Source organism: Maritimimonas sp. 2210JD6-3 (genome assembly GCF_056591795.1).
In genome coordinates, this window is the sequence record NZ_JBWQOJ010000019.1 from 1 (window position 1) to 24,696 (window position 24,696).

The window sequence follows — 24,696 nt, forward strand, 5'->3', positions numbered from 1 at the left end:
CAGAAATTAAGGAGCGACTAATTATTCGCTTTATTTAATAAAACAGGTTCACCAAAACCTAATTGCCTTAATCTATCTTTCTGAGATGCAGCGTCACCAACTACCAAATAGATCATTTTATTGGCATCTAAATATTTACTCGACAAATTTTTTATTTTATCTACAGTCATGTTTTTAACAATATTTTCTCGTTGTTTTACATAATCATTACTCCAGCCGTAAGCACTTATATTGTCAAGCATATTTAATTTAGAGTTTAAAGTTTCAAAAGCTCTGGCATTACTTTTAATCAATGCACTCTTCGTAGTCTCTAAATCTTTCTCACTATAATTTTCACCATACTTTTCAAGTATGTCTTTTATTAAAGCAGCAGATTCGTAAGTAACATTTGAGCGTACGCCGCTTCCAATGGTAAAAGTACCTGGAATTTTGGTGCCAGAAAACCCAGAGCCAATACCATATGTATATCCTTTTCCTTCACGAAGTTGTTGTGTTAACTGAGAAGCAAATCCGCCACCACCTAAGATATAATTCATTACTTGTGCTGGATAATAATTTTCATCTGTTGCTGCTAATGCAGGATAGCCGAAACGTAACACCGACTGTTTGGCTCCAGGAACATCATAGAAATATACCTGAGATTTTTCGGGTACAGAATTCATTGTATATTCAGGAAATATAACTTCCTTCGAAGCCCACTTTTCATTAATAGTTGAAAATGAATTAGCGACCTTATCTTTTGTAATGTCACCAACAATATTGAAACTAGTAATTGATGGTGAAAAATTAGTATTGTAATAATTTTTCAAATCATCGATAGTTATGTCTTTAACAATATCTTCACTACCTAATATGTTTTGCGAGAAGATATGATCTTTACCATAAATTAATAAATTATATGCATTATTTGCGATATTATTTGGGTTCGCTTGTTGTTGCTTAATACGACTTACTGTACTTTGTTTAATACGATCTAATTCTTTTACATCCCAACGAGGTTCTAAAAGTACTTCTTCAACTAATGCCATAGTTTTTTCAAAGTTTCTCGCTAGGCAATTTCCTGTAATTGTAATACTTTCTCTATTGGCAAACATATTTATCTCAGCACCTAGTTGCTCAATTGCCTCTTCTAATTGCTGAGGTGTTTTATTTTTTGTGCCTTCAGTCATTAACTGAGCTAGTAAATTTGCAACACCAACTTTGTTTGGATCATCTAGTAATTGTCCGCCCTCAATAGTCATTTCAAAACGAACAAGCGGAACTTCATTATTTTCAATACCCGATAATTTAATACCATTAGCAAGCGTTTCTTTCCAAATTTGCGGTGTAGTTACCTCAATAGTTTTACCGTAAGGAGGTTCCTCAGATCGATCGAAAGATGATGGTGTTTTTTCATATTCAGCCACAATACTAGTATCAAATGTTTCTTCATTACCTTGTACTATTTGCTCTTCAACTACTGCTGCCTTTTGTGAATTGGTTAGTGCTAGTGCCAATTGTCCTTTAGGCACAAAACTCGTAGCTACATAGTGTTTATCTTTTATATAGTTGTTGTAAACATTCATAACATCATCTGCCGTAACTGCTAAAATATTCTTGACATCTTGATCAATATAACTAGGATCATTTTTATATATGTTATACTGTGCTAATTGAAATCCTTTACCCAGTACACTCCCTAAATCGTTATAAAAATCTGTTTCTAGACCTGCCTTTATTCTATTTAAGTCTTTTTCGCTAATTCCGTTGACTTCAAAGTCTTTTAGTGCTACCTCAATAGCCACTTTTACACTATCTAAACTAACATTTTCGAAAGCACGAACACTTATCATGGTTTGTCCAGCTATTTCCGAATTGTAGGTAAACATAGTTGCATTTGCAGTGAGTTTTTTATCCTCAACCAATACTTTGTATAGCGGAGCATTCTTACCTTCCGATAAATATTGACATAAAATATCTAGGGCATAAGAATCTTTATCATAAATAGGTACACCAGGCCAGGTAAGTGTGAGTTCAGGCAATCTTGCAAAGTTATCTTCGTGATATAATTTTTTAGTTGTTTCTAAAGTAACTGGTTGTTTTTCCATTTTTGGAATAGCGTCTCCTCGTTTAATTTCATCAAAGTATTTCTTTACCCATTCTTTAGCTTGTGCAGGATCAAAATCACCAGCTATTGTTAGCGTTACATTATTCGGAACATACCATTTTCTAAAAAATTCTTTTACGTCATCTAACGTTGCATTTTGTAGGTCTTCTAAAGAGCCTATAACTTGCCAGTTATATGGATGGTTTTTTGGATACAAATTTTTACCAACAACATAAAAAGTATGACCATAAGGGCGATTGTCAACACTTTGTCTTTTTTCATTTTTAACTACCTGCTTTTCCTTAGCAAGTACAGGTTCTGTAACTGTATTGATAAACCAACCTAATTTATCTGCTTCTGCCCATATCATTTTTTCTAGCGCATCTTTAGGCACTGTTTGATAGTAATTCGTTCTGTCTCTACTGGTTGATCCGTTAGCTCCAGATCCACCAATTCTTGCACTCATTTTATCTAATCCACCCTTTCCTAAATTTTCTGATTCTAAAAAAAGTAGGTGTTCAAAAAGATGTGCAAAACCTGTTCTGCCTTCTTTTTCTCTTGCGGAACCTACATGACTTGTAAGCGCTACAGCGACAACAGGATCTGATTTATCAATATGAAAAATTACATCTAAACCATTATCTAAAGTAAACTTTTCATAGTCAACTTTAAATTCGGTATCTGCTGTTGTATTGACATTTTCTTTTTTACAGCTTGTAAAAAAAGCAAATGAAATAAGGAAGAAAAAGAGTTTGAATCTGATAGCTTTCATGAGGGCCATTTTAATTAGAAATTTGAATGTCACGAAATTATAGAAATTGATACTTAAACTCTAATTGATTTTGTTAAATGTTTTTAAAAAACTACTTATAAATTATTTTTTTAACATTATTCAGGATAGTCCTTGTAGGTGAATGATTTATGAATAATTTTCCATTTTCCTTCTACTTTTAATAATAGCATATAATCGGTATAAATGCGTTTTCTCGACGGCATTAGAATTTCAATTCTAGCTATAGCCGCATCACCTTCATAATCTATAGAAATTACTTTACCAATACGATTGCTTTTTCTTCCTTCTTTTAAATTATCAATATATTGTTTACCAGACCAAACTTGTAAGGTGTCGTTTGAAGTGAAATACAAGTTGAAATCTTCATGGAAAGCATTACGTAGGCGATCGGGCTGGCCATTTGCTGTTCCCTCAATATAATCGTATAATACTTTATTGATTTTTTCTATTTCAGACTGACTATTCATATTGAATAGCCCAAATAGTAACAATGCTACGGCGATTACTTTTTTCATTTTTATGATTTTTTGATTACTTTATTGTGATAGTATCGTATCTGCTATCTTTTTAAAGGTAGTAAAAAAATGTAGATTTAGAATTAAACTTACATTTATAACCAATAGCTTCGATTATAAACTGATGGTTTTTAGTTAACATTTTTTTGCAGCTTCAATACAATACTCATTAATATTAATAAAAAAGTGAAAAATTCTTACCTAAATTATCATTTAATAATAGTGAAGGTTAATGCGTTGTTAATTGTACTTTTTTGACAAGATCAGAAGATTTTAAATTGACATTTTTAAATAATTCTTCCTTGGTTATTATTTGTTCTATATGCTGAGCTAGTTCATATGCTTAGGTTTGGCAAAGAATATGAAGCATAGGCTTAAAACGAGTCTGTTAAAGCACCTAAGGCACTAAAGAAAAATAAAAGTTCTCTACCAAATTCCATGTAACCATACTAATGAGGGCTAAAGATATTAATTTAAAAAAGATATATGTTAAAAATAAAAAACGCCCTCAAAAAGAGGGCGAATTTCTTAACTAACTCAAATAATTCATACAATGAAAACAAACCTTAAATTTGCTTCATTAATAACGTATCAATTCTCGTGCCAAACTTTTTTTGATCGAAAATTTTATTTCTTAGAAATAAAAAAACGCCCTTATAACTAAGGACGTTTTCTTTTAACTAACTCAAATAATTTATACAATGAAAACAAACTTTTGGTAGTTTGCTTCTATTCTACAACGCAAATATCTTACATATATTGCTTTTATTGAGTTAATAAGGCGTTAAACAGTGTTAGAAAACTGTTAATTTATTAAAGAATATGCTTTTGAGCTTTATAGGAAGATCGTACTAGAGCACCACTTTCAACATGTCTAAAGCCCATAGCTAGACCTATTTCTTCGTACTTTTTAAATTGCTCTGGTGTTATAAATTCCTTAACTGGAAGATGTTTCTTACTAGGTTGTAAATACTGACCAATTGTAACTACGTCCACATTATTATTTCGCAAATCTTCCATAGTTTTAATCACTTCTGCTTCACGTTCACCTAATCCGAGCATAATACCCGATTTGGTTCTCTTAATACCTTGCTCTTTTAAATATTTTAAGACTGCCAAACTACGATCGTATTTCGCTTGTATACGAACTTCACGAGTTAGACGACGTACAGTTTCCATATTGTGAGATACTACCTCTGGAGCAACCGCTACTATTCTGTCAATATTTTTATGAATTAATTGAAAGTCTGGTATCAAAGTCTCAAGAGTCGTTTCAAGATTTGCTCTTCGAATTGCTTTCACAGTTTCAGCCCATATGATAGAGCCACCATCTTTTAGATCGTCACGATCAACTGAAGTTACCACAGCATGCTTTATCTGCATAATCTTAATAGAACGTGCAACCTTTTCGGGCTCTTCCCAGTCCACCGTTTCAGGTCTGCCTGTTTTTACACCACAAAATCCACACGAACGCGTACAGATATTTCCTAAGATCATAAACGTAGCCGTACCTTCACCCCAGCATTCGCCCATATTGGGGCAACTACCACTTGTACAAATGGTATGTAGATTGTATTTATCTACCAACCCTCTTAGCTCCGTATATTTTTTACCTACAGGTAATTTTACACGTAACCATTTTGGTTTTTTTGTGGGTATAATTACAGATTCCTCAGCCATACTTCAATTTTGAATTGCAAATTTACGAATTCATTAGAAACCAAATACTAAACCCAATCAAGAAAATGATGCCTAAATAGCTCAATAGCTTCATTGGTGTAGAAGGATGCCATGCTTTAGGCGTGTGCTTGCCAGCTATTAATATAAAGTTAGCAATGGCATAAAATGGTGCGGTTAAAAACGATAGTATGGTTGCAATATATACCATGTCTTTCATGTTCTTTACAAAGAAAGAGAGTATTATAATTGTGCCAGCTGATAATAATAGAATCCAAATTAAGTAGTTTGCCTTATATTTTTTTTCAAAAAGCAATTCTGTAGATCTTGCCATAGCGCGCGGCGATGCATCGAGTGTTGTTAGCGTCGTGCTAAACATGGTAGTAAATGCCGCAATAGCTACAAAAATAGACGTTTTTTCTCCTAAGTTTTCAGTATATAAATTGATGAGTTGTTGTGCAAACTTACCCGCAGAGCTATCGAAAGATGCTCCAGAACCAAACATAACCAATGCACCTAACGTAATAAAACAAATACCTAAAAACACAGTACCTATATAACCGATATTAAAATCAAATAATGCTTTTTTGGGAGTAAAATCTTCAACTGTTGCTTTCTGCTTTTCGAGTGCCCAAAGTGAGTGCCATGCAGAGATATCAAGTGGTGCCGGCATCCAGCCTAAAAAGGCAATTAAAAAAGCAATTTCAATACTACCCTTAGGCAGAACTTGTTCAAAACCTACCGATGTATTCGAATTGAATATGGCAATACTCACTGCAGCTACAGTGCTTATAGTGAGTGTAATGATAATTACCTTAATAAGGTTATCTAATACTTTGTACTTTCCTACCATTAATATGAGAAGACATATACTAGTGATAATAATGCTCCATATAATTGGATTGGTAGTGATGCCAAATAAGTTTGATGCCAATCCCGCTGTTACAATCGTAACAGCTGCTTGGATGGTAAACATGGTTGCAAAGGTGAGCAAATAATAAGTCCAGAGCACACCTTTCCCTAATTTTAGATAACCATCAATTAGACTTTCTCCTGTTGCTGAAGCGTATCTTGGACCGTACTGAAAAAAAGGATATTTAAATAGATTTACCAATAATAATGCCCAAAGTAAGCCAAAGCCAAAATCGGCACCTGCGCGCGTTGATTGTACTAAATGTGAAACCCCTATGGCGGCACCAGCAAATAATAAACCCGGACCTAATGAGTGTAGGATTTTTTTCATCTAAATTCAATAGTTGCGTGAAAGTACAAATAAATCAAGAATTCGAGTGCTTAATAATTTCAGCTAATAATTTTTTAGCACGGAGTAGTTTTACCTTTACATTATTCATGGGCTCATCCGTTTCTTCTGCAATTTCTTTATAACTCATTTCTTGAAAGAAACGCAAATTGATAATCTCTTGATAATGGGGTTTTAATTGTTTGATATATGCTAATAACTCTGCTAAATTTTGCTCTATAATTAATTTATCTACTGGGGTAGGTTCTTCATCTTTAATTTTATAGGCTTCAGCACTCTCTTTGTGTATAGAGATGGTCTCGTTTTTTTGCTTACGAAGTTGATCGATCAATAAGTTATTGGCAATAGTCAATAGCCAAGGTTTGAACTTATATTTTTCATCGAAGGTTGCGATTTTATCAAAAGCCTTGGCAAATGACTTTATCGTGATGTCTTCTGCTTCATTTTCATCATTTGTTTTACTCGATATAAATCGATACACATCTTTCCAAAAAGTATTTAAAAGTAATGTATAGGCAATTTCTTCTCCTTTTTTTGCTCGTTGAATGGCTTCTGTTATTTTACCTTTCTCTCCCATTACCAATGTTTTGGTTTTTGAATTATATTACTAAAAAACAAACCCAATTGGGTAAGCACTAATAAGAAGTCTAATACAGGTGTAAATACAACAAGGTCTTGCTCATATAATTTTGAAGCAGATTTTGATATAATACTATATTGAGCGATAAATCGAATGGTTATGAATACTATTATGAATTGCCAATTTAACGAAAAAGTCAATAATAATATTGCTAACAGCCAAAATAAGAGTTGGCTGGTATAAAATAACCCCAACAGAAACTGATGAATAGGTTTATAATGAGTAGCCGTAGAAATATGTCTTCGTTTTTGTTGAAACCATGATGTAAAAGTGTTTTTGGGTTCAGATACGGTAAAACTAGCTTTTGTAAAATGAATGGTAGTATTCTCTTTCGTGGCTATCTGATTTATAAAGAGGTCATCATCACCCGACTTTATTGCTATATGTGATTGAAAACCTTGCGCTTGCTTAAATAGCTCTTTTTTATATGATAAGTTACGACCAACGCCCATATAGGGCAATCCTGCCTTTGCATATGAAAAATATTGCATCGCAGTTAGTAAGGTTTCATAACGAATTACTTTATTGATAAAGCTGGGTCGTTTTTTATAGGCGCCATAGCCAAGAACAATTTTTGTCTTTTCATCAAATTGAGAAACCATCTCTGTGATCCAGTTCTGTGATACAGGTGTACAATCTGCATCTGTAAACAGTAAGTATTCATTTGAAGTCATTTCGATTCCTTTAGCGATGGCATTCTTTTTATTACCAGCATACTCTTTTGTAGCCTGTACAGAAATATATTTTAGGTTTTTATATTCTTTTTGAAAATTTTTGATGATTTGTGCTGTGCTATCGGTTGAGGCATCGTTAATGACAATAACTTCGAAATCAGCATAATCTTGCTTAAGGATGTTTGGTAAATTTTCTTTTAGAGTTAGTGCTTCATTTCTAGCCGCAATAAGAATGGATACGGCAAGATTGGTATGATTTTGTTCTTTTTTCTCTGTAGAGAATGCAAACTTTCCAAAAAAGAATAGCCAATACAAAACCTGAAGAACAACCGTAACTACAAAAGTGTAAAAAAGAATGGTAAGTAGCATAGGCTACAAACATAGTTATTTATGCTGAGGTTCAGCACAGCTATCAAACTGATCAGGTGTTTTACCACAAAAACCACAGGCTTCTCCATCTTTATTTAACATTGGGTTTTGACTTGCACACGTACCCGCAAATTCACCATCTTTTTTTGCCCAAATTTTTATGGCTATTCCAGCGAACGCAAGTGCTAATAACCCGAGTGTGATTAGAAATAATTTCATACAAAAACTTTGGGCAAAGATACAAAATACAAGGTTAATAAAGGCATAAAAAGATTATTGTATATTTGAGATATTGTGACCTTATTACCATATAAGTGTCTTAACTATAATCAATTAATTTAACCTTATTTATTATGAAAAAATATTTAGCCGAAGTATTCGGAACTTTTTGGTTAGTGTTCGGAGGTTGTGGTAGTGCAATTTTTGCTGCCGCATTTCCCGAACTTGGAATTGGCTTTGCTGGAGTGGCTTTGGCATTTGGTCTCACAGTTTTAACCATGGCGTATGCTGTAGGTCATATTTCTGGCGGACATTTTAATCCTGCGGTCTCTTTAGGATTATGGGCAGGTGGTAAGCATGCTACCAAAGAAATAGTACCCTATATTATTTCTCAACTGGTAGGTGCGATACTTGCCGCTGGCGCTTTGTATTTAATCGTTTCTGGTAAAAGTGATTTTGATGGTATTGGTGGTTTTGCTGCTAATGGATATGGAGATTTATCACCTGGTGGGTATTCTATGACTTCGGCATTTATTGCCGAGTTTTTACTAACCGCTTTTTTCTTATTGATTATTTTAGGAAGTACTAACGAAAGAGCTCCTAAAGGATTTGCCCCAATTGCCATTGGTTTAGGGCTAACCTTAATTCATTTAATAAGCATCCCAATTACAAATACTTCAGTTAACCCAGCGCGTTCTATGAGTCAGGCTTTGTTTGCTGGAGGAGAATATTTAACACAATCTTGGTTATTTTGGGTAGCGCCAATTGCTGGAGCCATTGTGGCTGGGTTTATTCATAAGGCACTGTTCGATAAAGAATAATCAACATTCTTAAAAAAAATGAATACCAGTCTTCTATGGCTGGTATTTTTTTGATTACGCTTATCGGTCTAGTATAAGAGAATAGTAGCGGATTTTTACACACTAACTTTTCGGTTAAACACAGACCTTTTTTTATATTTACTTACTTTCGTTTTAGCGATTAAACCGCTATTATTTTTAGCATTGTTGGCAATAGTACTTATTGTTCCAAATATCTGTCAATGTTTTCTTTTGAACTTATTTTAAATACTACATTTCTTCCATCTTTATCTTCAATGATTAAGCCAGCGTTAACTAATTCGTTTAAATCTTTGCGTGCGGTTTGTCGAACAACATCGTGTTTTTTAGAGTAAGAGGAAATATTGATTTTTGCTTTTTCTTTTGAATATAGAAAACCGACTAAATCTGCTTGTCGTTTGTTTAACCCTTTATCTAGAATTTTATATGAAATCAGGTTTGCTTGCTCAATATCTTTTTTCTTTTTGTCTCGATACTTAATTAAACTTTCGAAAGCAACGCGTAAACTTTTAATTGAATAATTGATAAAGTAGGTCATATCATTATTATCGTTTTCAGTTTTTAAAAATGCTTTGTCGTATTGGATACGTGAGTTTAGAATTGCTCTTGAAATCGAAATATTTTTTATTAACGTATATTCTTTTTTTACTAAAAACCAATAGAATAATGCCCTTGCAGTTCTTCCGTTTCCATCCATAAACGGGTGAATGTAGCCAATTTGGAAATGAATTATTGAAGCTTTTATGATAGGGTGAATAAAAGGTTTTTCCGAGTTTGCAAATTCACATAAATCTTCCATATATTTTTCAACCAATTCAGAATCTGGTGGTGTGTGTGCTATTTCTCCATCTACGTGGTCTTGAACATATATTTGTTTATTTCTAAAATCTCCTGCACAATATTCTGCACTTGTACTTGCGGTCATTGTCTTGTGTAATTCTATTATAAGTGCAAAATCAAGAGGTTTGTCAATTTCTTCAGTTATAAGTTTAATGCTTCTTAAGTTGTTGAAAATCATCTGTTCAGATTCATTTCTGGGCTTTCGACCAGATTTAAGCATTTCGAATGCAACTTTAGTTGTTGTTGCAGCACCCTCTATTTGTGAACTTGAAATCGCCTCTTCTAAAATTGAGTTTTTTAAATACTCTGCTTTATGAAATGATGTTATGGGGTTTTTGTATAATCCTCCTATGAGTTTTAAATCAAATTCGTGAAGGTTTTCTTGGATATTTTCAGTTAGACAATAATTGAATTCAGTTTTTCCAAATTTTACTCTCTTGAAATTACCTCTTCTATGCAGTTTAATCAGACTCCACGCTTTGAGTGGGTCGTTATAAGGCATTTTTTTTCTGTGCTTAAGTTCTTCCCAATAAAAATACCTATCGTCAGCAGTTTTTAAAAAGTCCGCATATTTCTTGTCAAAGTAATCATCGATTAATTCGTCTGTCATTAATGCTTGAGGTGGATTTTCAAACTTCATTGTTCAGATATGTTAAATATGAATTCAAAATTAACATATTTACCACAATTATCCAAATTTCAGGATATTATTACTAACGTTAAGATATGGTTCCGTTTTAATGAACTATATCGATTGATAAGCGAAGTTCGAAGAAAATATGTTAAGAAACAAACTAAATTATGAAGTATCAAATGATATTGACTTCTGCTTCTAGGTCAATATCAAATTTATCTTTTACGGCTTTTTGAATTTTTTTAGAGAGTTCAAGAATTTCTTGCCCAGTTGCATTGCCATAATTTACCAAAACTAAGGCTTGATTTTTATGCACACCCGCATCGCCGAAGCGTTGTCCTTTAAATCCACATTGTTCCACCAACCAACCCGCTGGTACTTTTACTTCGGTTTCTGAAACAACATAATAGGGTATTTTTGGGTATGTATGTTGTAGTTGTCTAAACTGATGTTTTATCATTACAGGGTTTTTAAAGAAGCTCCCACTATTGCCTAGTTCTTTAGGATCTGGCAATTTACTTTTTCGAATGGCAATAACGGCATTCGAAACATTTTTTATAGTTGGAACGTCAATACTATTTTTTTCTAGTTCAGCCTGAATGGCACCATAAGAAGTATTAAGTACGTGTTTTTCTTTCGAAAGCTTGAAGGTTACAGTTGTAATGATGTAGTTACCTTTTGCATGCCGTTTAAAAATAGAATCTCTATAACCAAATTCACAATCCTTATTTTCGAAGGTAACAACAGTATTAGTTTTAATTTCTAACGCTTCTAATTCATACATTACATCTTTTAATTCTACGCCATACGCCCCAATATTTTGAATGGGGGCAGTACCTACATTACCCGGAATAAGCGACATATTTTCAACACCTCCGAAATTATTATTAAGACACCAAAGTACAAACTCATGCCAATTCTCACCAGCTTGCACTTTTACAAAAACATAATTATCTTCTTCATTTACAAGCGCTTTTCCTTTTAAATTGAGATGTACAACGAGTTTTTCGATATCTTTAGTTAAAAGCATATTACTTCCGCCGCTAAGGATAAAGAAATCATTGTTATTTGTAATAACTGTTTTTAAATCATCTAGACTGTTTATTGAAACAAATTGGTGTGCATTTACATCAATACCAAAAGTATTATAGGGTTTTAGCGATATGTTTTTTTGAATTTCTATCAAGAGTTATATGTTTCTAACGCTGCTTTTAAAATTTCTACCGAACGAATTAAATCCTCTTTTTTGAGTACATAGGCAATACGAACCTGATTCAAACCCAATTCATTTGTAGAATAAAAACCAGCTGCTGGTGCGACCATAATCGTTTCGTTATTTAGGCTGAATTCTTCTAGTAACCATTGTGCGAAATCATCAGCATTCTTAACTGGCAATTCGGCAATACAATAAAAAGCACCTTTAGGTTTCGCTACTTTAATACCTTCTATTTTTTGTAACTCGCTTATTAAGGTATTGCGACGCTCAACATATTCTTCTTTTACGGCGTCAAAATAACTTTGTGGTGTTTCTAAGGCTGCTTCACTGGCAATTAAGGCATAAGTAGGTGGGCTTAATCGCGCCTGAGCAAATTTTAAGGCTGTTTGAATCACTTCTTTATTCTTAGATACGATACATCCGATGCGTGCGCCGCACATGCTGTAGCGCTTAGAGACTGAATCAATAACAATAGTGTGATTATCAATTGCTACTTCTTGTAAAACGGAGTAATGTTGCAATCCATCGTAAGCAAATTCGCGATAGACTTCGTCAGCAATTAAAAATAAGTCATGTTTCTTAACAATGGATGCCAATTTTTGAATCTCATTTTTACTGTATAAATACCCAGTTGGATTTCCTGGATTACAGATTAGAATTGCCTTCGTTTTAGAAGTGATAAGTTTTTCAAATTCCTCAATAGGAGGTAATGCAAAATTATCTTCAATTTTAGAAATTACGGGAACTACCTTTACACCAGAGGCAGTTGAAAATCCGTTGTAATTCGCATAAAAAGGCTCAGGAATGATTACTTCATCTCCTGCATCCATGATACTACCAAACGTGAAGAGTAAGGCTTCACTACCACCAGTTGTGGCAATGATACTATCGGCTTCAACATGAATATGATGTCTTTCATAATACTTCGCCAACTTTTCGCGGTATTCTCGAGAACCTTCAGATCTGGCGTACGCCAATACATCAATATTATTATTTTTAACAGCATCTAGGGCAATCTGAGGTGTTTTAATATCTGGTTGACCAATATTGAGATGAAATACTTTAATTCCTCGTTGTTTTGCGGCTTCTGCATAAGGAACTAACTTACGGATTGGCGAAGAAGGCATTAAAGAGCCTTTCTGAGATATAGTAGGCATAAACAATACTTAGTTAAGCAACAAATTTGAGAAATTATTATGGATTAATAAATAGTTTATGCAAGATTTTACTATCGTTAAATTTATGCTAATTTTTTTTTAACATACTAAGTTTTTCGTAGCTTTAAAATTATACCTAACAGTATGCCAACGATACGATATAAACTACTTATGTATTTTATTTTATTCTCTTCGTTATTTTCTATTTTTTCTCAAGATAAGTTTATGATTGAAGGCGATACGAAAAGCCATTCCATTTCTTTTAAAATGGTGAATGATTTAATCGTTATTCCTGTAGAAGTAAACAATTCTAAGCTCAATTTTTTATTAGACACTGGTGTTAATAATACGATCATGTTCAACTTAAGTGAAGCTGATTCTACCAATTTAAAAAACACACAAAAAATTAAAGTGAGAGGATTAGGAGAAGGTAATTTTATTGATGCTATTTTATCTGAAAAAAATTATGTTAAAATTGGAAGAATGGTAAATGGTCAACATAAAGTATATCTAATTCCAGGTAAAGAATTTGATTTGTCAGCGAGGCTAGGTATGAACATCAATGGTATTATTGGTGGTGATCTTTTTAGAGATGTAATTATAGATATTAATTATTCAAGCAAAAGATTGAAATTCTATAACCCCAAATTTTACACTTACAAGCCCTGCAAAAAATGTGAAGTTTTTGACTTGAGCTTTTATCGTAACAAACCTTATGTTGATATAAAAGTAAAAGATGAGGATAAATTAATTGAAACGAAATTACTCATAGATACTGGCGGAAGCAAAAGCTTATGGCTTTTTGATAGATCAAGTAAACATATAGATTTGCCTAAGAACTATTTCTCAGATTTTCTGGGTAAAGGATTAAGCGGAGATATTTTTGGAAGAAGATCAAAAATCGACGAAGTAATACTTGGTAGATATCGTTTTAAAAATGCAAATGTAGCCTATCCAGATTCTTCCTCAGTGGCAACCGCTTATAAATTTGAAGAACGTAACGGTAGTCTTGGTGCAGGTATTTTAAAAAGATTTAGATTGTTAATTAACTATAGAGACAAAAAGCTAGTACTCAAAAAAAAATCTAGCCACTTTAAAGATCCATTTTTGTACAATAAAAGTGGCTTAGATATTATTCATGCTGGGCAAATATTGATTGGCAATCGTTCAGGTGTAAGAGACAGTTATACACTTACCTCAGATAAAGAAAATTCAAAACCTATAGTTCAGATTTTGTACGAACTTGTGTATGATTTTAAGCCCATGTATATGATATCACATGTTCGTGAAAATTCACCTGCTGCACTATCGGGGTTAAGACCTAAAGATGTTATTTTACAAGTAAATGGTAAAGCTGCGTACAATATGAAGTTAGAAGAGGTTATACATCTGTTTTCTAAGGAAGATGGTAAACTAATAAAGTTGTTGATAGAACGTAATGGCAAAAAAATGTTTTATTCATTTCGCTTGAAAAACATGTTCTAAAAAAACGGTTTTGAAAGCCATTTTTCTTAATTATTCTCTTTATCGTTAGAGAGCATACTTTTCTCTTTTCGCTCTAACAATGTTAAAGCACTTACTTTTTTAACATTACCTTTAATAAAGATAACCTTTTTAGGTTCAGAAGCATTTGAAAAAATAGTAATTGCCTTATTAAAAGGTACCGCTTTATTGGTGTCATATTTTACAGTTATTTCAGCCGTTGCTCCTGGCATAATAGGCTCTTTTGGGTGCGAAGGCACTGTGCAACCGCAACTTGCCTTTACACTTGAGATAATTAATGGTGATTTTCCAGTATTCATAAAAGAAAAAACACGCGTTCCATCACTTCCTTTCTCAACAGTTCCATAATCTATGGTTTCTTTTTTGAATTTAAACACTGGTGCATTTTCATCTTGCTGTTTAGCAACTACTTTCTCAGCTTTATTAGCGTCTTCAGCAACGACAGATTTTTCTTGAGCACTTAACGCTGTAAAAGCAAAAATTCCAACAAATAAAAAAACTATTTTTTTCATACTTCTATATCTTTATATTATGGTGTAAAGTTAATCATTTTAAACTTAAAATTATAACGAGCAAAGTTTTTACATATTGCTTAGAATTGTACCTTTGCACTTCATTTTTATCAAGAATTAAGCCAAATGGAAATTCCGTCTAAATATAACGCTAAAAGTGTTGAAAGTAAATGGTATGACTACTGGATGAAATACAATTATTTTCATTCTGAAGTTGATGAAAGGGAGCCTTATACGATTGTAATTCCTCCCCCAAATGTTACCGGAGTTTTACATATGGGCCATATGTTGAACAACACCATTCAAGATGTGTTAATACGACGTGCACGCTTGCAGGGTAAAAACGCCTGTTGGGTACCTGGTACCGATCATGCATCTATCGCTACAGAAGCAAAAGTAGTAGCAAAATTAAAAGATCAGGGTATTGATAAAAATGATATAACACGTGAAGAGTTCTTAAAGTATGCTTGGGAATGGAAGGAAGAATATGGAGGCATCATTTTAGAGCAGCTAAAAAAACTTGGAGCGTCCTGTGATTGGCAACGCACTAAGTTCACTATGGATGATGATATGAGCCAGGCGGTGATTAAAGTGTTTGTTGATCTGTATAATAAAGGATTAATCTATCGTGGTTATAGAATGGTAAATTGGGATCCTGAAGCACAGACTACGCTCTCTGATGAAGAAGTTATTTACGAAGAGCGTACCGATAAATTATACTATGTGAACTATGCAATTGAAGGTGAAAATAACTTCGTAACGATTGCAACAACACGACCAGAAACTATATTGGGAGATACTGCCGTGTGTATCAACCCTAATGATAAGCGATTTAAGCATTTAAAAGGTAAAAATGTAATTGTTCCAATCTGTGAGCGTGTAGTTCCTATCATAGAAGACGATTATGTTGATATTGAATTTGGTACAGGATGCCTTAAAGTAACTCCTGCGCATGATGTAAATGATAAAGAAATTGGTGAGCGTCATCAATTAGAAATTATTGATGTGTTGAATGCCGACGGAACCATGAATAGTTATGGCTTGCACCATGAAGGAAAAGATAGAGTAGTAGCAAGAAAAGAGATAGCTAATGAACTTGAAACCCTAGGTGTTTTAGTTAAAACAGAAGCTATTAAACATAACGTCGGAACTTCTGAACGCACAAAAGCAGTTATAGAACCAAGATTATCTGATCAGTGGTTCTTAAAGATGGAAACGCTAGCGAAGCCTGCCATAGAAGCTGTTTTAAAAACTGAAGAGGTGAAGTTGTATCCTAAAAAGTTTAAAAATACATATCGCCATTGGATGGAAAATATTCGAGATTGGAATATTTCACGCCAACTTTGGTGGGGTCAACAAATACCTGCTTACTACTACGGAGACGGAAAAGAAGATTTTGTAGTTGCTGAGCATCGCGAAGATGCGTTAGCGCTTGCAAAAGTAAAAACAGGAAATGAGCAACTTTCAATTAATGATTTGCGTCAAGATGCTGATGTATTAGATACTTGGTTCTCATCCTGGCTATGGCCGATGTCTGTATTTGATGGTATTCGTAATCCTGATAATAAAGAAGTGAATTATTATTATCCAACAAACGATTTGGTAACAGGGCCCGATATTTTGTTCTTTTGGGTTGCCAGAATGATTGTTGCGGGCTATGAATACAAAGACAAACGCCCATTTGAAAATGTATATCTTACGGGTTTAGTAAGAGATAAGCAGCGTAGAAAAATGAGCAAGTCATTAGGTAATTCGCCTGATGCCCTAAAATTAATAGAAGATTATGGTGCCGATGGAGTTCGTGTAGGTCTTTTACTAAGTTCGGCTGCGGGTAATGATTTATTATTTGATGAGGCATTATGTCAACAGGGAAAACAATTTGCTAATAAAATATGGAATGCTTTCCGTTTAGTAAAAGGCTGGAAAGTAAGCAATAGTATTGAACAGTCTCAATCGTCTAAAATAGCATTAGATTGGTATAATGCTAAGTTTAACAAAACATTAGCTGATATTGAAGACCATTATAGTAAATATAGGTTGTCTGATGCGTTAATGGCAATCTATAAACTAGTTTGGGATGATTTTGCTTCTTGGTTACTCGAGATTGTTAAACCAGGGTACAAACAACCTATAGACTTACTAACCTATAAAGCCATTATTAGGATTTTTGAAAACAATTTAAAAATTCTTCATCCTTTTATGCCGTTTCTCACTGAGGAAGTATGGCAACATATTACAGAAAGAACTCCTGAAGAAGCTTTAATTATTACTCAATATCCAAGTATTAAAGAGATAGACACTCAGCTCATATTAGGTTTCGATTTTGCTTCCGAAGTAGTTTCTGGTATAAGAACTATTCGTAAGAGTAAAAATATTTCTTTTAAAGAAACAATTGATTTAGCAATACTCAACTCTGAAAATGTATCTACTCAATTTGATAGTGTTATTGGTAAACTTGGTAATGTAGCCAACCTTACTTATACTGAAGAAAAAGTAGAAGGCGCATTGAGTTTTAGAGTAAAATCTAATGAATATTTTATACCAATGATAGGAGCTATTGATGTAGAAGATGAGGTCAAAAAATTAACAGAAGAACTTAATTACACAGAGGGTTTTCTAAAATCAGTTCAGAAAAAATTAGCAAACGAACGTTTTGTTAATAATGCACCCAAACAAGTAGTTGCGAGTGAAAAGAAAAAAGAAGCAGACGCGCTCGCTAAAATAGAAACGATTAAAGCCAGTTTAGCTGGTATGAGATAAAAAAAGCGCCACTTGTAAGCAGTCATGGTCGGAAGATTTTTTCTTCTGACTTTTTTGTTTTATGAAATAGTTCTAGCAATGATTTAATTGATTGATTATCAGATTGTTGTTTTGTTTTTATGATATAATTTTAGTATCTTGTTATCTGATAATCAATATATTATGTCGGTATTTAAAGATCATAAAATTACAGTAAGTCAAATATTGGGTGTTATACCAGAAGCGCTTTTATCCACAAGGAAACTTAGACCATTTTGAAACATAAAAAAATGGCCAGAATTTCTTCCGACCATGACTAGCTTTAAGCAGCTTTCTTTATCTATAAATATTAAAAGAAAAATTAATTAATCTCTTTTAATGCATTGTCAATTAAAGTTCTTAAATGTTGTCTATGTGCTCTAGAAGCTATATTACCACTAGGCGTAGCCATAGTTCTGATATTCTTTAAATTATAAAGTATCATAGACTTTACAGGGTTTGAATAACGACTGCTCTGTTTTCCTGTTAAGGCATCAATCAACATATTGGTGTATTCTAATTGTAAATTCTGTCTGAAAGAGTTCACGCTAGAGTATCTATCTGCTGAAAAAATAGCATTGTTTAAGTCAGTCATCATCTGTGATAATTTATACTTATTACCATACAATTCTGAATCTACAATTCTTTGCGTAGTATATGGGTGTAATAAATGTCTTAGTACATTTCTTTGATATGTTAATACCTGACCATGAATTTTAGGATCTTCTGGAGCTCCAAAGAAATTATATCCTCTACGTTGCATCGCAATATAATTGTATAAATCACTTGGAGCCTTAAAAGCGTTTGGAGCAAATACATATTTACTTAACGCATTCATAGCCCTCTTCTGATCATCATAACTAACAGGTGTATAAGGTTGTGTTTCACCTTGTTGACCTGCCATAGCTCTGTCAACATATACACCACCAATAAATCTAGAAATTATATCACCAGCTCTTGCTTTTTGATAACTTAAGGTATAATAAGCTCTTCGTAACTCTTGATATGACTTTCCTTTTACAGAAAATTTAGATTTTACATCTTTCATTAAATCATCGACTAATTCAAAACGATCAATAGAATATCCAATCTGATCATTTGAAAGATCGCCCGTCATTACTCTAGGATCCATTGCTTTACCAGGAGAACGCATATCATCAGCATCATTGCCAAAAATTAATTCAGGTTTCGTTGACAGCTCTAATAAAGCATTCTTCTCTGCATCAGACTTAAAAGGAGTATATCCAAATTGAATAGCCCAGACATCATAAGGTCCTACTGATACATCATAATAATGACCTTGTTTGCTTCTATCTTTCGTAAGGTTAATACCTGCATAATCCATTACAGATCCTGTTAAGCATTTACCTTTTATAAAATCAGCATCAGCTAATTGTTCAGGTGAGAATAACTGACTTGCTTTCATATTATGATTGAGACCAAGGGTATGACCAACTTCATGCATAATCAGTGAAATCATACCTTCTCGTTTGATACGTTTCATTTCTAGATCAGAATTACCCTCTGCCGTAATTACTGCTTGACCTAGCATCATATTTTGATGCATTTCATGGCCCATTGAACAAAATACTTTGTTGTTTTTTGTATATTCAGAAGGATTAAATTCTTTTGCAGGAGATGCTAAATCATATAATTTTTCTGCCATTACTCTATTGGTAAAATGCACATATTCTAACATAATATCTGCTCCTAAAATTTGACCGGTTCTAGGGTTTACAAAACTGGGTCCGTAGCCACCAAACGGTGGATTTGGAGAAGAGGTCCAACGCAATACATTATAACGAATATCACCTGCATCCCAATCGGCATCATCAGGCTGCACTTTAGCAACAATTGCATTTTTAAAACCTGCTTTTTCAAAGGCTTTATTCCATTCTTCAACACCTTCTTTAATCGTTGCTCTCCATTCTAATGGTGTAGAGTTTTCTATCCACCATACAATAGGTTCTACAGGCTCAGAAATAGCCGCGCTAGGATCTTTCTTCTTTAAATTCCATCGATGTACTAAATCTCTATATGGAGTTGAACTCGTAGATGTTTGATCTGTTACTTGTGTAAAGAAGTATCCTACTCTAGGGTCATCAAATCTCGGCTTATAATCATTCTCTGGCATTGCTATTAAGCTATGAAATACCTTTATGCTGACATTTCTTCCGTCAGTTACAGCAGCAGATCCTCCATTAAGAACTGAAGGTTTAGAATATACATATTCAACTGCTACATCTGTATTTAAAGGAAAATTTCTAATAGCATTTATCTTTGTTTTATTCTTATCTAGATTACCTAAGGTGAACGCAGTCGGGCGTTGACCTGGAAATCTTGGAGGTTTTACTTGAGAAAATGTTTCTTTTAAGAAAAGATTATCTGCTTTAATAAGATATAAGCCGTTTTTCTTATCATGCGCCTCAATTTTTAAACTAGCCATATTACCTTCACTGGTATTGGCGTCTTTAGATCTTGATAATGGGTTGTTTGGATCAAAATAAAAAGATGTGTTTTGAGTTACGAACTCAATTTTATTGAAATACTTTTTTATTTTGAATACTTTTTCACCACCAAAGGCACCTCTAAATCTTCCAGCATCTAAAACCCCGTCAGCTACTTGGTTAAAGTGAATGAATTCTTTACCAATCTGATCTTCTTTAATAAGCATTTGTAACGAACCTGTAATCGTATCTCGATACATTTTAAATAAACCATCAATCTCTTTACTAGATTTTGTAAGCTCTTTGATGGTTTTCTCTTTTTTCTTTTTTGAAGCAGGTTTTGCAGGCATTTCTGATTTGCCTTTTCTCTTTTTCTTTTTTCGCTGGGCTTCTATATTTTGTGGCGCTAAAAATACAGCCATAAGAAGTGTTAACGAAAAAAGCTTAATTGCTTTTGAACATTGAATTTTCATAGTAGTGAATTAAATTTATAGGGTATAATATGATGATTATACATAATTGAATTGTGCTAATATAGAAAAAAAGCGAGGCTCATTATGGAAGCTAATTGTTAAAAAGTGTTAATATCTTGAAAATAAAAAAGCCACTTCATTTAAGAAGTGACTTTTTAAAAATCCACCAAACTTTGTTTCAATGATGAAACAATTTCTTAGAAACAATATTTATTTTCTGCTTTCACTTTTTCAGCTATTTCATTACGTAAGTCAACAATATCTGGATAATTCGTATATTTAGTGAAGCGCTTTAAGCCCATAAGCATCATACGCTGTTCATCTCCTTCGGCAAAAGAAATGATGCTCTCCTTGCCTTTATCTTCAATAATATTAATGGCATTATATAGATATAGTTTAGACATGGCAATTTGTACAGATTGAGTAGCTTCACCGAAGCGTTTTGCATTTTTCTCAGTTCTTAAAACAGCAGATTCTGCCATATAAATTTCAATTAAAATATCGGCAGCAGCTATTAATAATTGTTGATGCTCTTCTAAATCTTGACCATACTTTTGAACAGCAGCACCAGCAACCATCAAGAACACTTTTTTAAGTTTAGCTATCATTGTTTTTTCTTCTGAAAATAATTCAGCATAATCTGGTGTATCAAAAGAAGGAATTCCCATTAATTCTTGTTGAACTGCCTGGGCTGGGTTTAATAGATCTACATGTCCTTTCATTGCTTTTTTAACAAGCATACCAACACATAGCATTCTATTTATCTCATTAGTACCTTCGTAGATTCGTGCAATACGCGCATCTCTCCATGCAGCTTCCATAGGAGTTTCTTCAGAGAATCCCATACCGCCAAAAATTTGGATACCCTCATCTGCACAATTTTGAACATCTTCAGATACTGCTACTTTTAAGATAGAGCATTCAATTGCATATTCTTCAACACCTTTTAATTCGGCTTCTTGATGACTATTACCTGACGCTTCTCGTATAGCGATTCTATCCTCAATATTTTTAGCCGCTCTATAAGTAGCTGATTCACCTACATAAGCATTCATAGCCATTTGCGCCAATTTTGTTTTTATAGCTCCGAAATCTGCAATTGGAGTTTTAAATTGCTTACGTTCATTCGCATAATCGACAGCAGTAGTTAAAATACGTCTTTGCGAGTCTAAACAAGCAGCAGCTAGTTTAATACGCCCAACGTTTAGAGCATTCATGGCTATTTTAAAACCATTTCCTCTTTCAGATAACATATTTTCTACAGGAACGACCGTATCATTGAAGAATACTTGACGTGTAGAAGACGCACGAATACCTAATTTATGTTCTTCTTCACCAAGTGTAATCCCATTAGGATTATCTTTATCATATTCTACAATAAAACCAGTAATATTTTTATCATCTTCTATTCTAGCAAAAACAATCATCAAACGACAAAAACCTGCATTAGAGATCCACATTTTTTGTCCATTAATTTTATAGGATTTTCCATCAGCAGATAATTCAGCAGTAGTTTTTCCTGAATTTGCATCAGAACCAGCACCAGGTTCAGTTAAACAATACGCTCCAAACCATTCACCTGTAGCTAATTTAGGTACATATTTTTGTTTTTGTTCTTCAGTGCCGTATAAGGTAATTGGCATTGTACCAATACCCGTATGTGCTCCAAAAGCTGTACTAAAAGAACCTGTACCGCTAGATATGTAGTCACATGTTAAACATGTAGAAACAAACCCCATTCCTAAACCACCATATGCCTCAGGTACCGCAACACCTAAAAACCCTAGTTCACCAGCCTTACGCATTACTTCTTCAGTCAACGCATAATCCTTAGCTTCAAATCGAGCTTTATGTGCAATAATTTCACGGTCATTAAACTCAATAACCGCTTCTTTCATCATCTTTTGTTCTTCTGAAAAATCTTCAGGAGTAAATACGTCTTCACATTTTGTTTCTTTTACTAGGAACTGTCCTCCGCGTAAAATATCTTTATTTAATTCTGACATAGTGTTAGATTTTAGGATTCAAGAACCAAGAATTAAGACTTAAGTCTTTTTTGGAAACTTGATATCATTTTTTGAATTTGTTTTATTTTTTGTTCTAATTCTTTAAAATTTTCTTCAGATAGATAATCTTCGTTAAATGCAATAATTAATTGTGTTTCCCATTCAAATGCAGAACCTAAACTATCTTCTAAATATTTATTAAAATGTTTGTCAGTGCTTTTACTTGAACCTTCTGCAATATTTGAAGGAATTGAAACTGCACATCTATTCATTTGCGTTACTAATCCAAATTTTTCAAAATCAGGAAAAGTTCTTGTTAGTTTATAAGAATCTTGAACTAGTTTTATGCTTTCAGTCCAAATTTTTAATTTTTTGAAGTTGTGCATTTGTCTTGATTCTTGTGTCTAACAGTCTTGTGTCTTAATTAAGGAATTCAAATATACCTGCTGCACCTTGTCCAGTACCTACACACATTGTAACCATACCATGCTTACCTTGCATATTACGTTTGCGCATTTCATCAAATAACTGTACAGATAATTTTGCACCTGTACAACCAAGTGGATGCCCTAGAGCAATCGCACCGCCATTTACGTTAATGATATCATTGTTAAGTCCTAATTCACGAATCACTGCAAGTGACTGCGATGCAAAGGCTTCGTTTAATTCGATTAATTCAATGTCTTTTTGTGTTAAACCAGCTTGTTTTAAAGCTTTAGGAACAGCTACTATAGGACCAATACCCATAATACGCGGTGGAACACCAGCGGCTGCATAACTTACTAAACGAGCAATCGGTTCAAGGTTTAATTCTTTAACCATTTCCTCACTCATGACCATGACAAAGGCTGCACCATCACTTGTTTGAGAAGAATTACCAGCGGTAACACTTCCGTTAGCAGCAAATACAGGACGTAATTTTGCTAAAGCCTCTTTGCTAGTACCACGACGAGGACCTTCGTCTTTTGTAACTGTGAAATTACGTGTTGTTTTTTTGCCATTCTCAATATATGTTTCGTCAACTTCTATAGGAACAATTTGATCTTGAAAACGATCTTCAGCTTGTGCTTTTAAAGCTTTCATATGTGAATTGTAAGCAAATTCATCTTGATCTTCACGTGATACTTTGTATTCTTGAGCTACGGCTTCTGCAGTATTACCCATTCCCCAGTAATAGTCTTCATGACCTGTCTTTACCACATCATCATAATTTAACTCGGGCTTAAATCCTGTCATGGGTACTGAACTCATGCTTTCTGCACCACCAGCAATGATACAATCTGCCATTCCTGCTTGAACTTTTGCAACTGCAGTTCCTATCGTTTCTAAGCCTGAAGCACAAAAGCGATTTACGGTTACCCCTGGCACATCAACAGAATCTAATCCTATTAGTGAAATAATACGTGCCATATTCAAACCCTGTGATCCCTCAGGCATGGCATTACCTACAATTACGTCATCAATTCGTTTTACATCAAATTCAGGCAATGTACCCATTATGTATTTGATGGTTTCTGCAGCCAATTCATCGGCTCTTTTAAATCTAAATCCACCTTTTTTAGACTTTCCTACGGCGGTTCTATATCCTTTTACTATATATGCGGTCTTTGTCATAGTTATTAATCTTGTTTTGAAAGCGAGAACCTAGAGCCTAGAAGCCTAGAATCTAGACTTTTCATTCATTTAAATTGTCAATAAATTTTCCTATCATTTTTTGAATTTGAAGAATATGGTTTTCCAGTTCATCAAATTGTTCTTGATTTATATAATTTTCGTTTTTAGCAACGATGAGTTGAGTTTCCCATTCGAAAGCTGAACCTAAACTATTCTCTAAAAATGTTTTAAAATGTTTATTTGAACTTTTACTAGAACCTTCTGAAATATTTGAGGGTATAGACACTGCACATCGATTCATCTGACTTATTAAATTGAATCTTTCAAAATCAGGAAAAGTTCTTGTTAGTTTATAATTTTTACTAACCAAATCTATTCCATTTTGCCAAATTTTTATTTTTTTGAAGTTATGTCTACTCATTAGTCTAGTTTCTTGGTTCTAG

The 24,696-nt window shown here is 33.6% G+C and carries 19 protein-coding genes; 3 read left to right on the forward strand and 16 right to left on the reverse strand.

Annotated features, from left to right (window positions below; translation table 11 throughout):
* Positions 1–17 precede the first annotated feature (17 nt).
* From AC1EUY_RS09345 to AC1EUY_RS09375, 7 genes are all read right to left on the reverse strand, one after another.
* Positions 18–2,858, reverse strand: a complete 2,841-nt coding sequence (locus AC1EUY_RS09345) for a M16 family metallopeptidase (RefSeq protein WP_480195260.1) — start codon at positions 2,856–2,858, stop codon at positions 18–20.
* 116 nt (positions 2,859–2,974) lie between these two features.
* A complete protein-coding gene (locus tag AC1EUY_RS09350; protein WP_480195261.1) occupies positions 2,975–3,394 on the reverse strand; it encodes a nuclear transport factor 2 family protein in 420 nt (139 codons plus the stop codon).
* 813 nt (positions 3,395–4,207) lie between these two features.
* Entirely contained in the window at positions 4,208–5,074 is an 867-nt protein-coding gene (gene lipA / locus AC1EUY_RS09355) for a lipoyl synthase (RefSeq protein WP_480195262.1), read from the reverse strand.
* Positions 5,075–5,096: 22 nt separating this feature from the next.
* Positions 5,097–6,314 carry an NRAMP family divalent metal transporter gene (locus AC1EUY_RS09360; protein ID WP_480195263.1) on the reverse strand — a complete coding sequence of 406 codons (1,218 nt, stop codon included), beginning with the start codon at positions 6,312–6,314 and terminating at the stop codon, positions 5,097–5,099.
* Positions 6,315–6,348: 34 nt separating this feature from the next.
* Positions 6,349–6,909: an RNA polymerase sigma factor gene (locus AC1EUY_RS09365; protein ID WP_480195264.1), complete on the reverse strand. Its 561-nt coding sequence runs from the start codon at positions 6,907–6,909 to the stop codon at positions 6,349–6,351.
* Positions 6,909–8,015, reverse strand: a complete 1,107-nt coding sequence (locus AC1EUY_RS09370; RefSeq protein ID WP_480195265.1) for a glycosyltransferase — start codon at positions 8,013–8,015, stop codon at positions 6,909–6,911. Before AC1EUY_RS09370 ends, AC1EUY_RS09365 begins: the two co-directional genes overlap by 1 nt.
* A gap of 15 nt (positions 8,016–8,030) precedes the next feature.
* Entirely contained in the window at positions 8,031–8,234 is a 204-nt protein-coding gene (locus AC1EUY_RS09375; protein WP_480195266.1) for a membrane or secreted protein, read from the reverse strand.
* Between the two features lie 134 nt (positions 8,235–8,368).
* Here AC1EUY_RS09375 and aqpZ point away from each other — a divergent pair, with 134 nt between their 5' ends.
* Positions 8,369–9,055 carry an aquaporin Z gene (gene aqpZ / locus AC1EUY_RS09380; protein ID WP_480195267.1) on the forward strand — a complete coding sequence of 229 codons (687 nt, stop codon included), beginning with the start codon at positions 8,369–8,371 and terminating at the stop codon, positions 9,053–9,055.
* A 199-nt stretch (positions 9,056–9,254) separates the two neighbouring features.
* Here aqpZ and AC1EUY_RS09385 read toward each other — a convergent pair whose 3' ends face one another.
* From AC1EUY_RS09385 to AC1EUY_RS09395, 3 genes are all read right to left on the reverse strand, one after another.
* The gene (locus tag AC1EUY_RS09385) at positions 9,255–10,553 is read right to left on the reverse strand and encodes a Fic family protein (protein ID WP_480195268.1); all 1,299 of its coding nucleotides are present in this window, start codon (positions 10,551–10,553) and stop codon (positions 9,255–9,257) included.
* A gap of 169 nt (positions 10,554–10,722) precedes the next feature.
* Positions 10,723–11,730 carry a UDP-N-acetylmuramate dehydrogenase gene (murB, locus tag AC1EUY_RS09390; protein WP_480195315.1) on the reverse strand — a complete coding sequence of 336 codons (1,008 nt, stop codon included), beginning with the start codon at positions 11,728–11,730 and terminating at the stop codon, positions 10,723–10,725.
* Positions 11,730–12,920, reverse strand: coding sequence for a pyridoxal phosphate-dependent aminotransferase (locus AC1EUY_RS09395; RefSeq protein ID WP_480195269.1), 1,191 nt, complete (start codon positions 12,918–12,920; stop codon positions 11,730–11,732). The genes murB and AC1EUY_RS09395 overlap by 1 nt, the downstream gene beginning before the upstream one ends.
* A gap of 144 nt (positions 12,921–13,064) precedes the next feature.
* Between AC1EUY_RS09395 and AC1EUY_RS09400 the strand changes: the two genes are divergently transcribed.
* Positions 13,065–14,405, forward strand: a complete 1,341-nt coding sequence (locus AC1EUY_RS09400; RefSeq protein ID WP_480195270.1) for an aspartyl protease family protein — start codon at positions 13,065–13,067, stop codon at positions 14,403–14,405.
* A gap of 26 nt (positions 14,406–14,431) precedes the next feature.
* Here AC1EUY_RS09400 and AC1EUY_RS09405 read toward each other — a convergent pair whose 3' ends face one another.
* On the reverse strand, positions 14,432–14,935 hold the full coding sequence (locus tag AC1EUY_RS09405) for a DUF1573 domain-containing protein (protein ID WP_480195271.1): 504 nt from the start codon (positions 14,933–14,935) through the stop codon (positions 14,432–14,434).
* A gap of 126 nt (positions 14,936–15,061) precedes the next feature.
* On the opposite strand from AC1EUY_RS09405, the gene AC1EUY_RS09410 reads away from it, so the two are divergent.
* The gene (locus tag AC1EUY_RS09410; protein ID WP_480195272.1) at positions 15,062–17,695 is read left to right on the forward strand and encodes a valine--tRNA ligase; all 2,634 of its coding nucleotides are present in this window, start codon (positions 15,062–15,064) and stop codon (positions 17,693–17,695) included.
* Positions 17,696–18,035: 340 nt separating this feature from the next.
* Here AC1EUY_RS09410 and AC1EUY_RS09415 read toward each other — a convergent pair whose 3' ends face one another.
* From AC1EUY_RS09415 to AC1EUY_RS09435, 5 genes are all read right to left on the reverse strand, one after another.
* Positions 18,036–20,633, reverse strand: a complete 2,598-nt coding sequence (locus AC1EUY_RS09415) for a zinc-dependent metalloprotease (protein ID WP_480195273.1) — start codon at positions 20,631–20,633, stop codon at positions 18,036–18,038.
* Positions 20,634–20,830: 197 nt separating this feature from the next.
* Positions 20,831–22,639 carry an acyl-CoA dehydrogenase family protein gene (locus AC1EUY_RS09420; protein ID WP_480195274.1) on the reverse strand — a complete coding sequence of 603 codons (1,809 nt, stop codon included), beginning with the start codon at positions 22,637–22,639 and terminating at the stop codon, positions 20,831–20,833.
* Positions 22,640–22,671: 32 nt separating this feature from the next.
* Positions 22,672–23,025 (reverse strand): four helix bundle protein, encoded by a 354-nt coding sequence (locus AC1EUY_RS09425; protein WP_480195275.1) that lies wholly within the window; start codon positions 23,023–23,025, stop codon positions 22,672–22,674.
* A 34-nt stretch (positions 23,026–23,059) separates the two neighbouring features.
* Positions 23,060–24,253 (reverse strand): acetyl-CoA C-acyltransferase, encoded by a 1,194-nt coding sequence (locus AC1EUY_RS09430; RefSeq protein ID WP_480195276.1) that lies wholly within the window; start codon positions 24,251–24,253, stop codon positions 23,060–23,062.
* A 61-nt stretch (positions 24,254–24,314) separates the two neighbouring features.
* Positions 24,315–24,674 (reverse strand): four helix bundle protein, encoded by a 360-nt coding sequence (locus AC1EUY_RS09435; RefSeq protein WP_480195277.1) that lies wholly within the window; start codon positions 24,672–24,674, stop codon positions 24,315–24,317.
* Positions 24,675–24,696 lie beyond the last annotated feature (22 nt).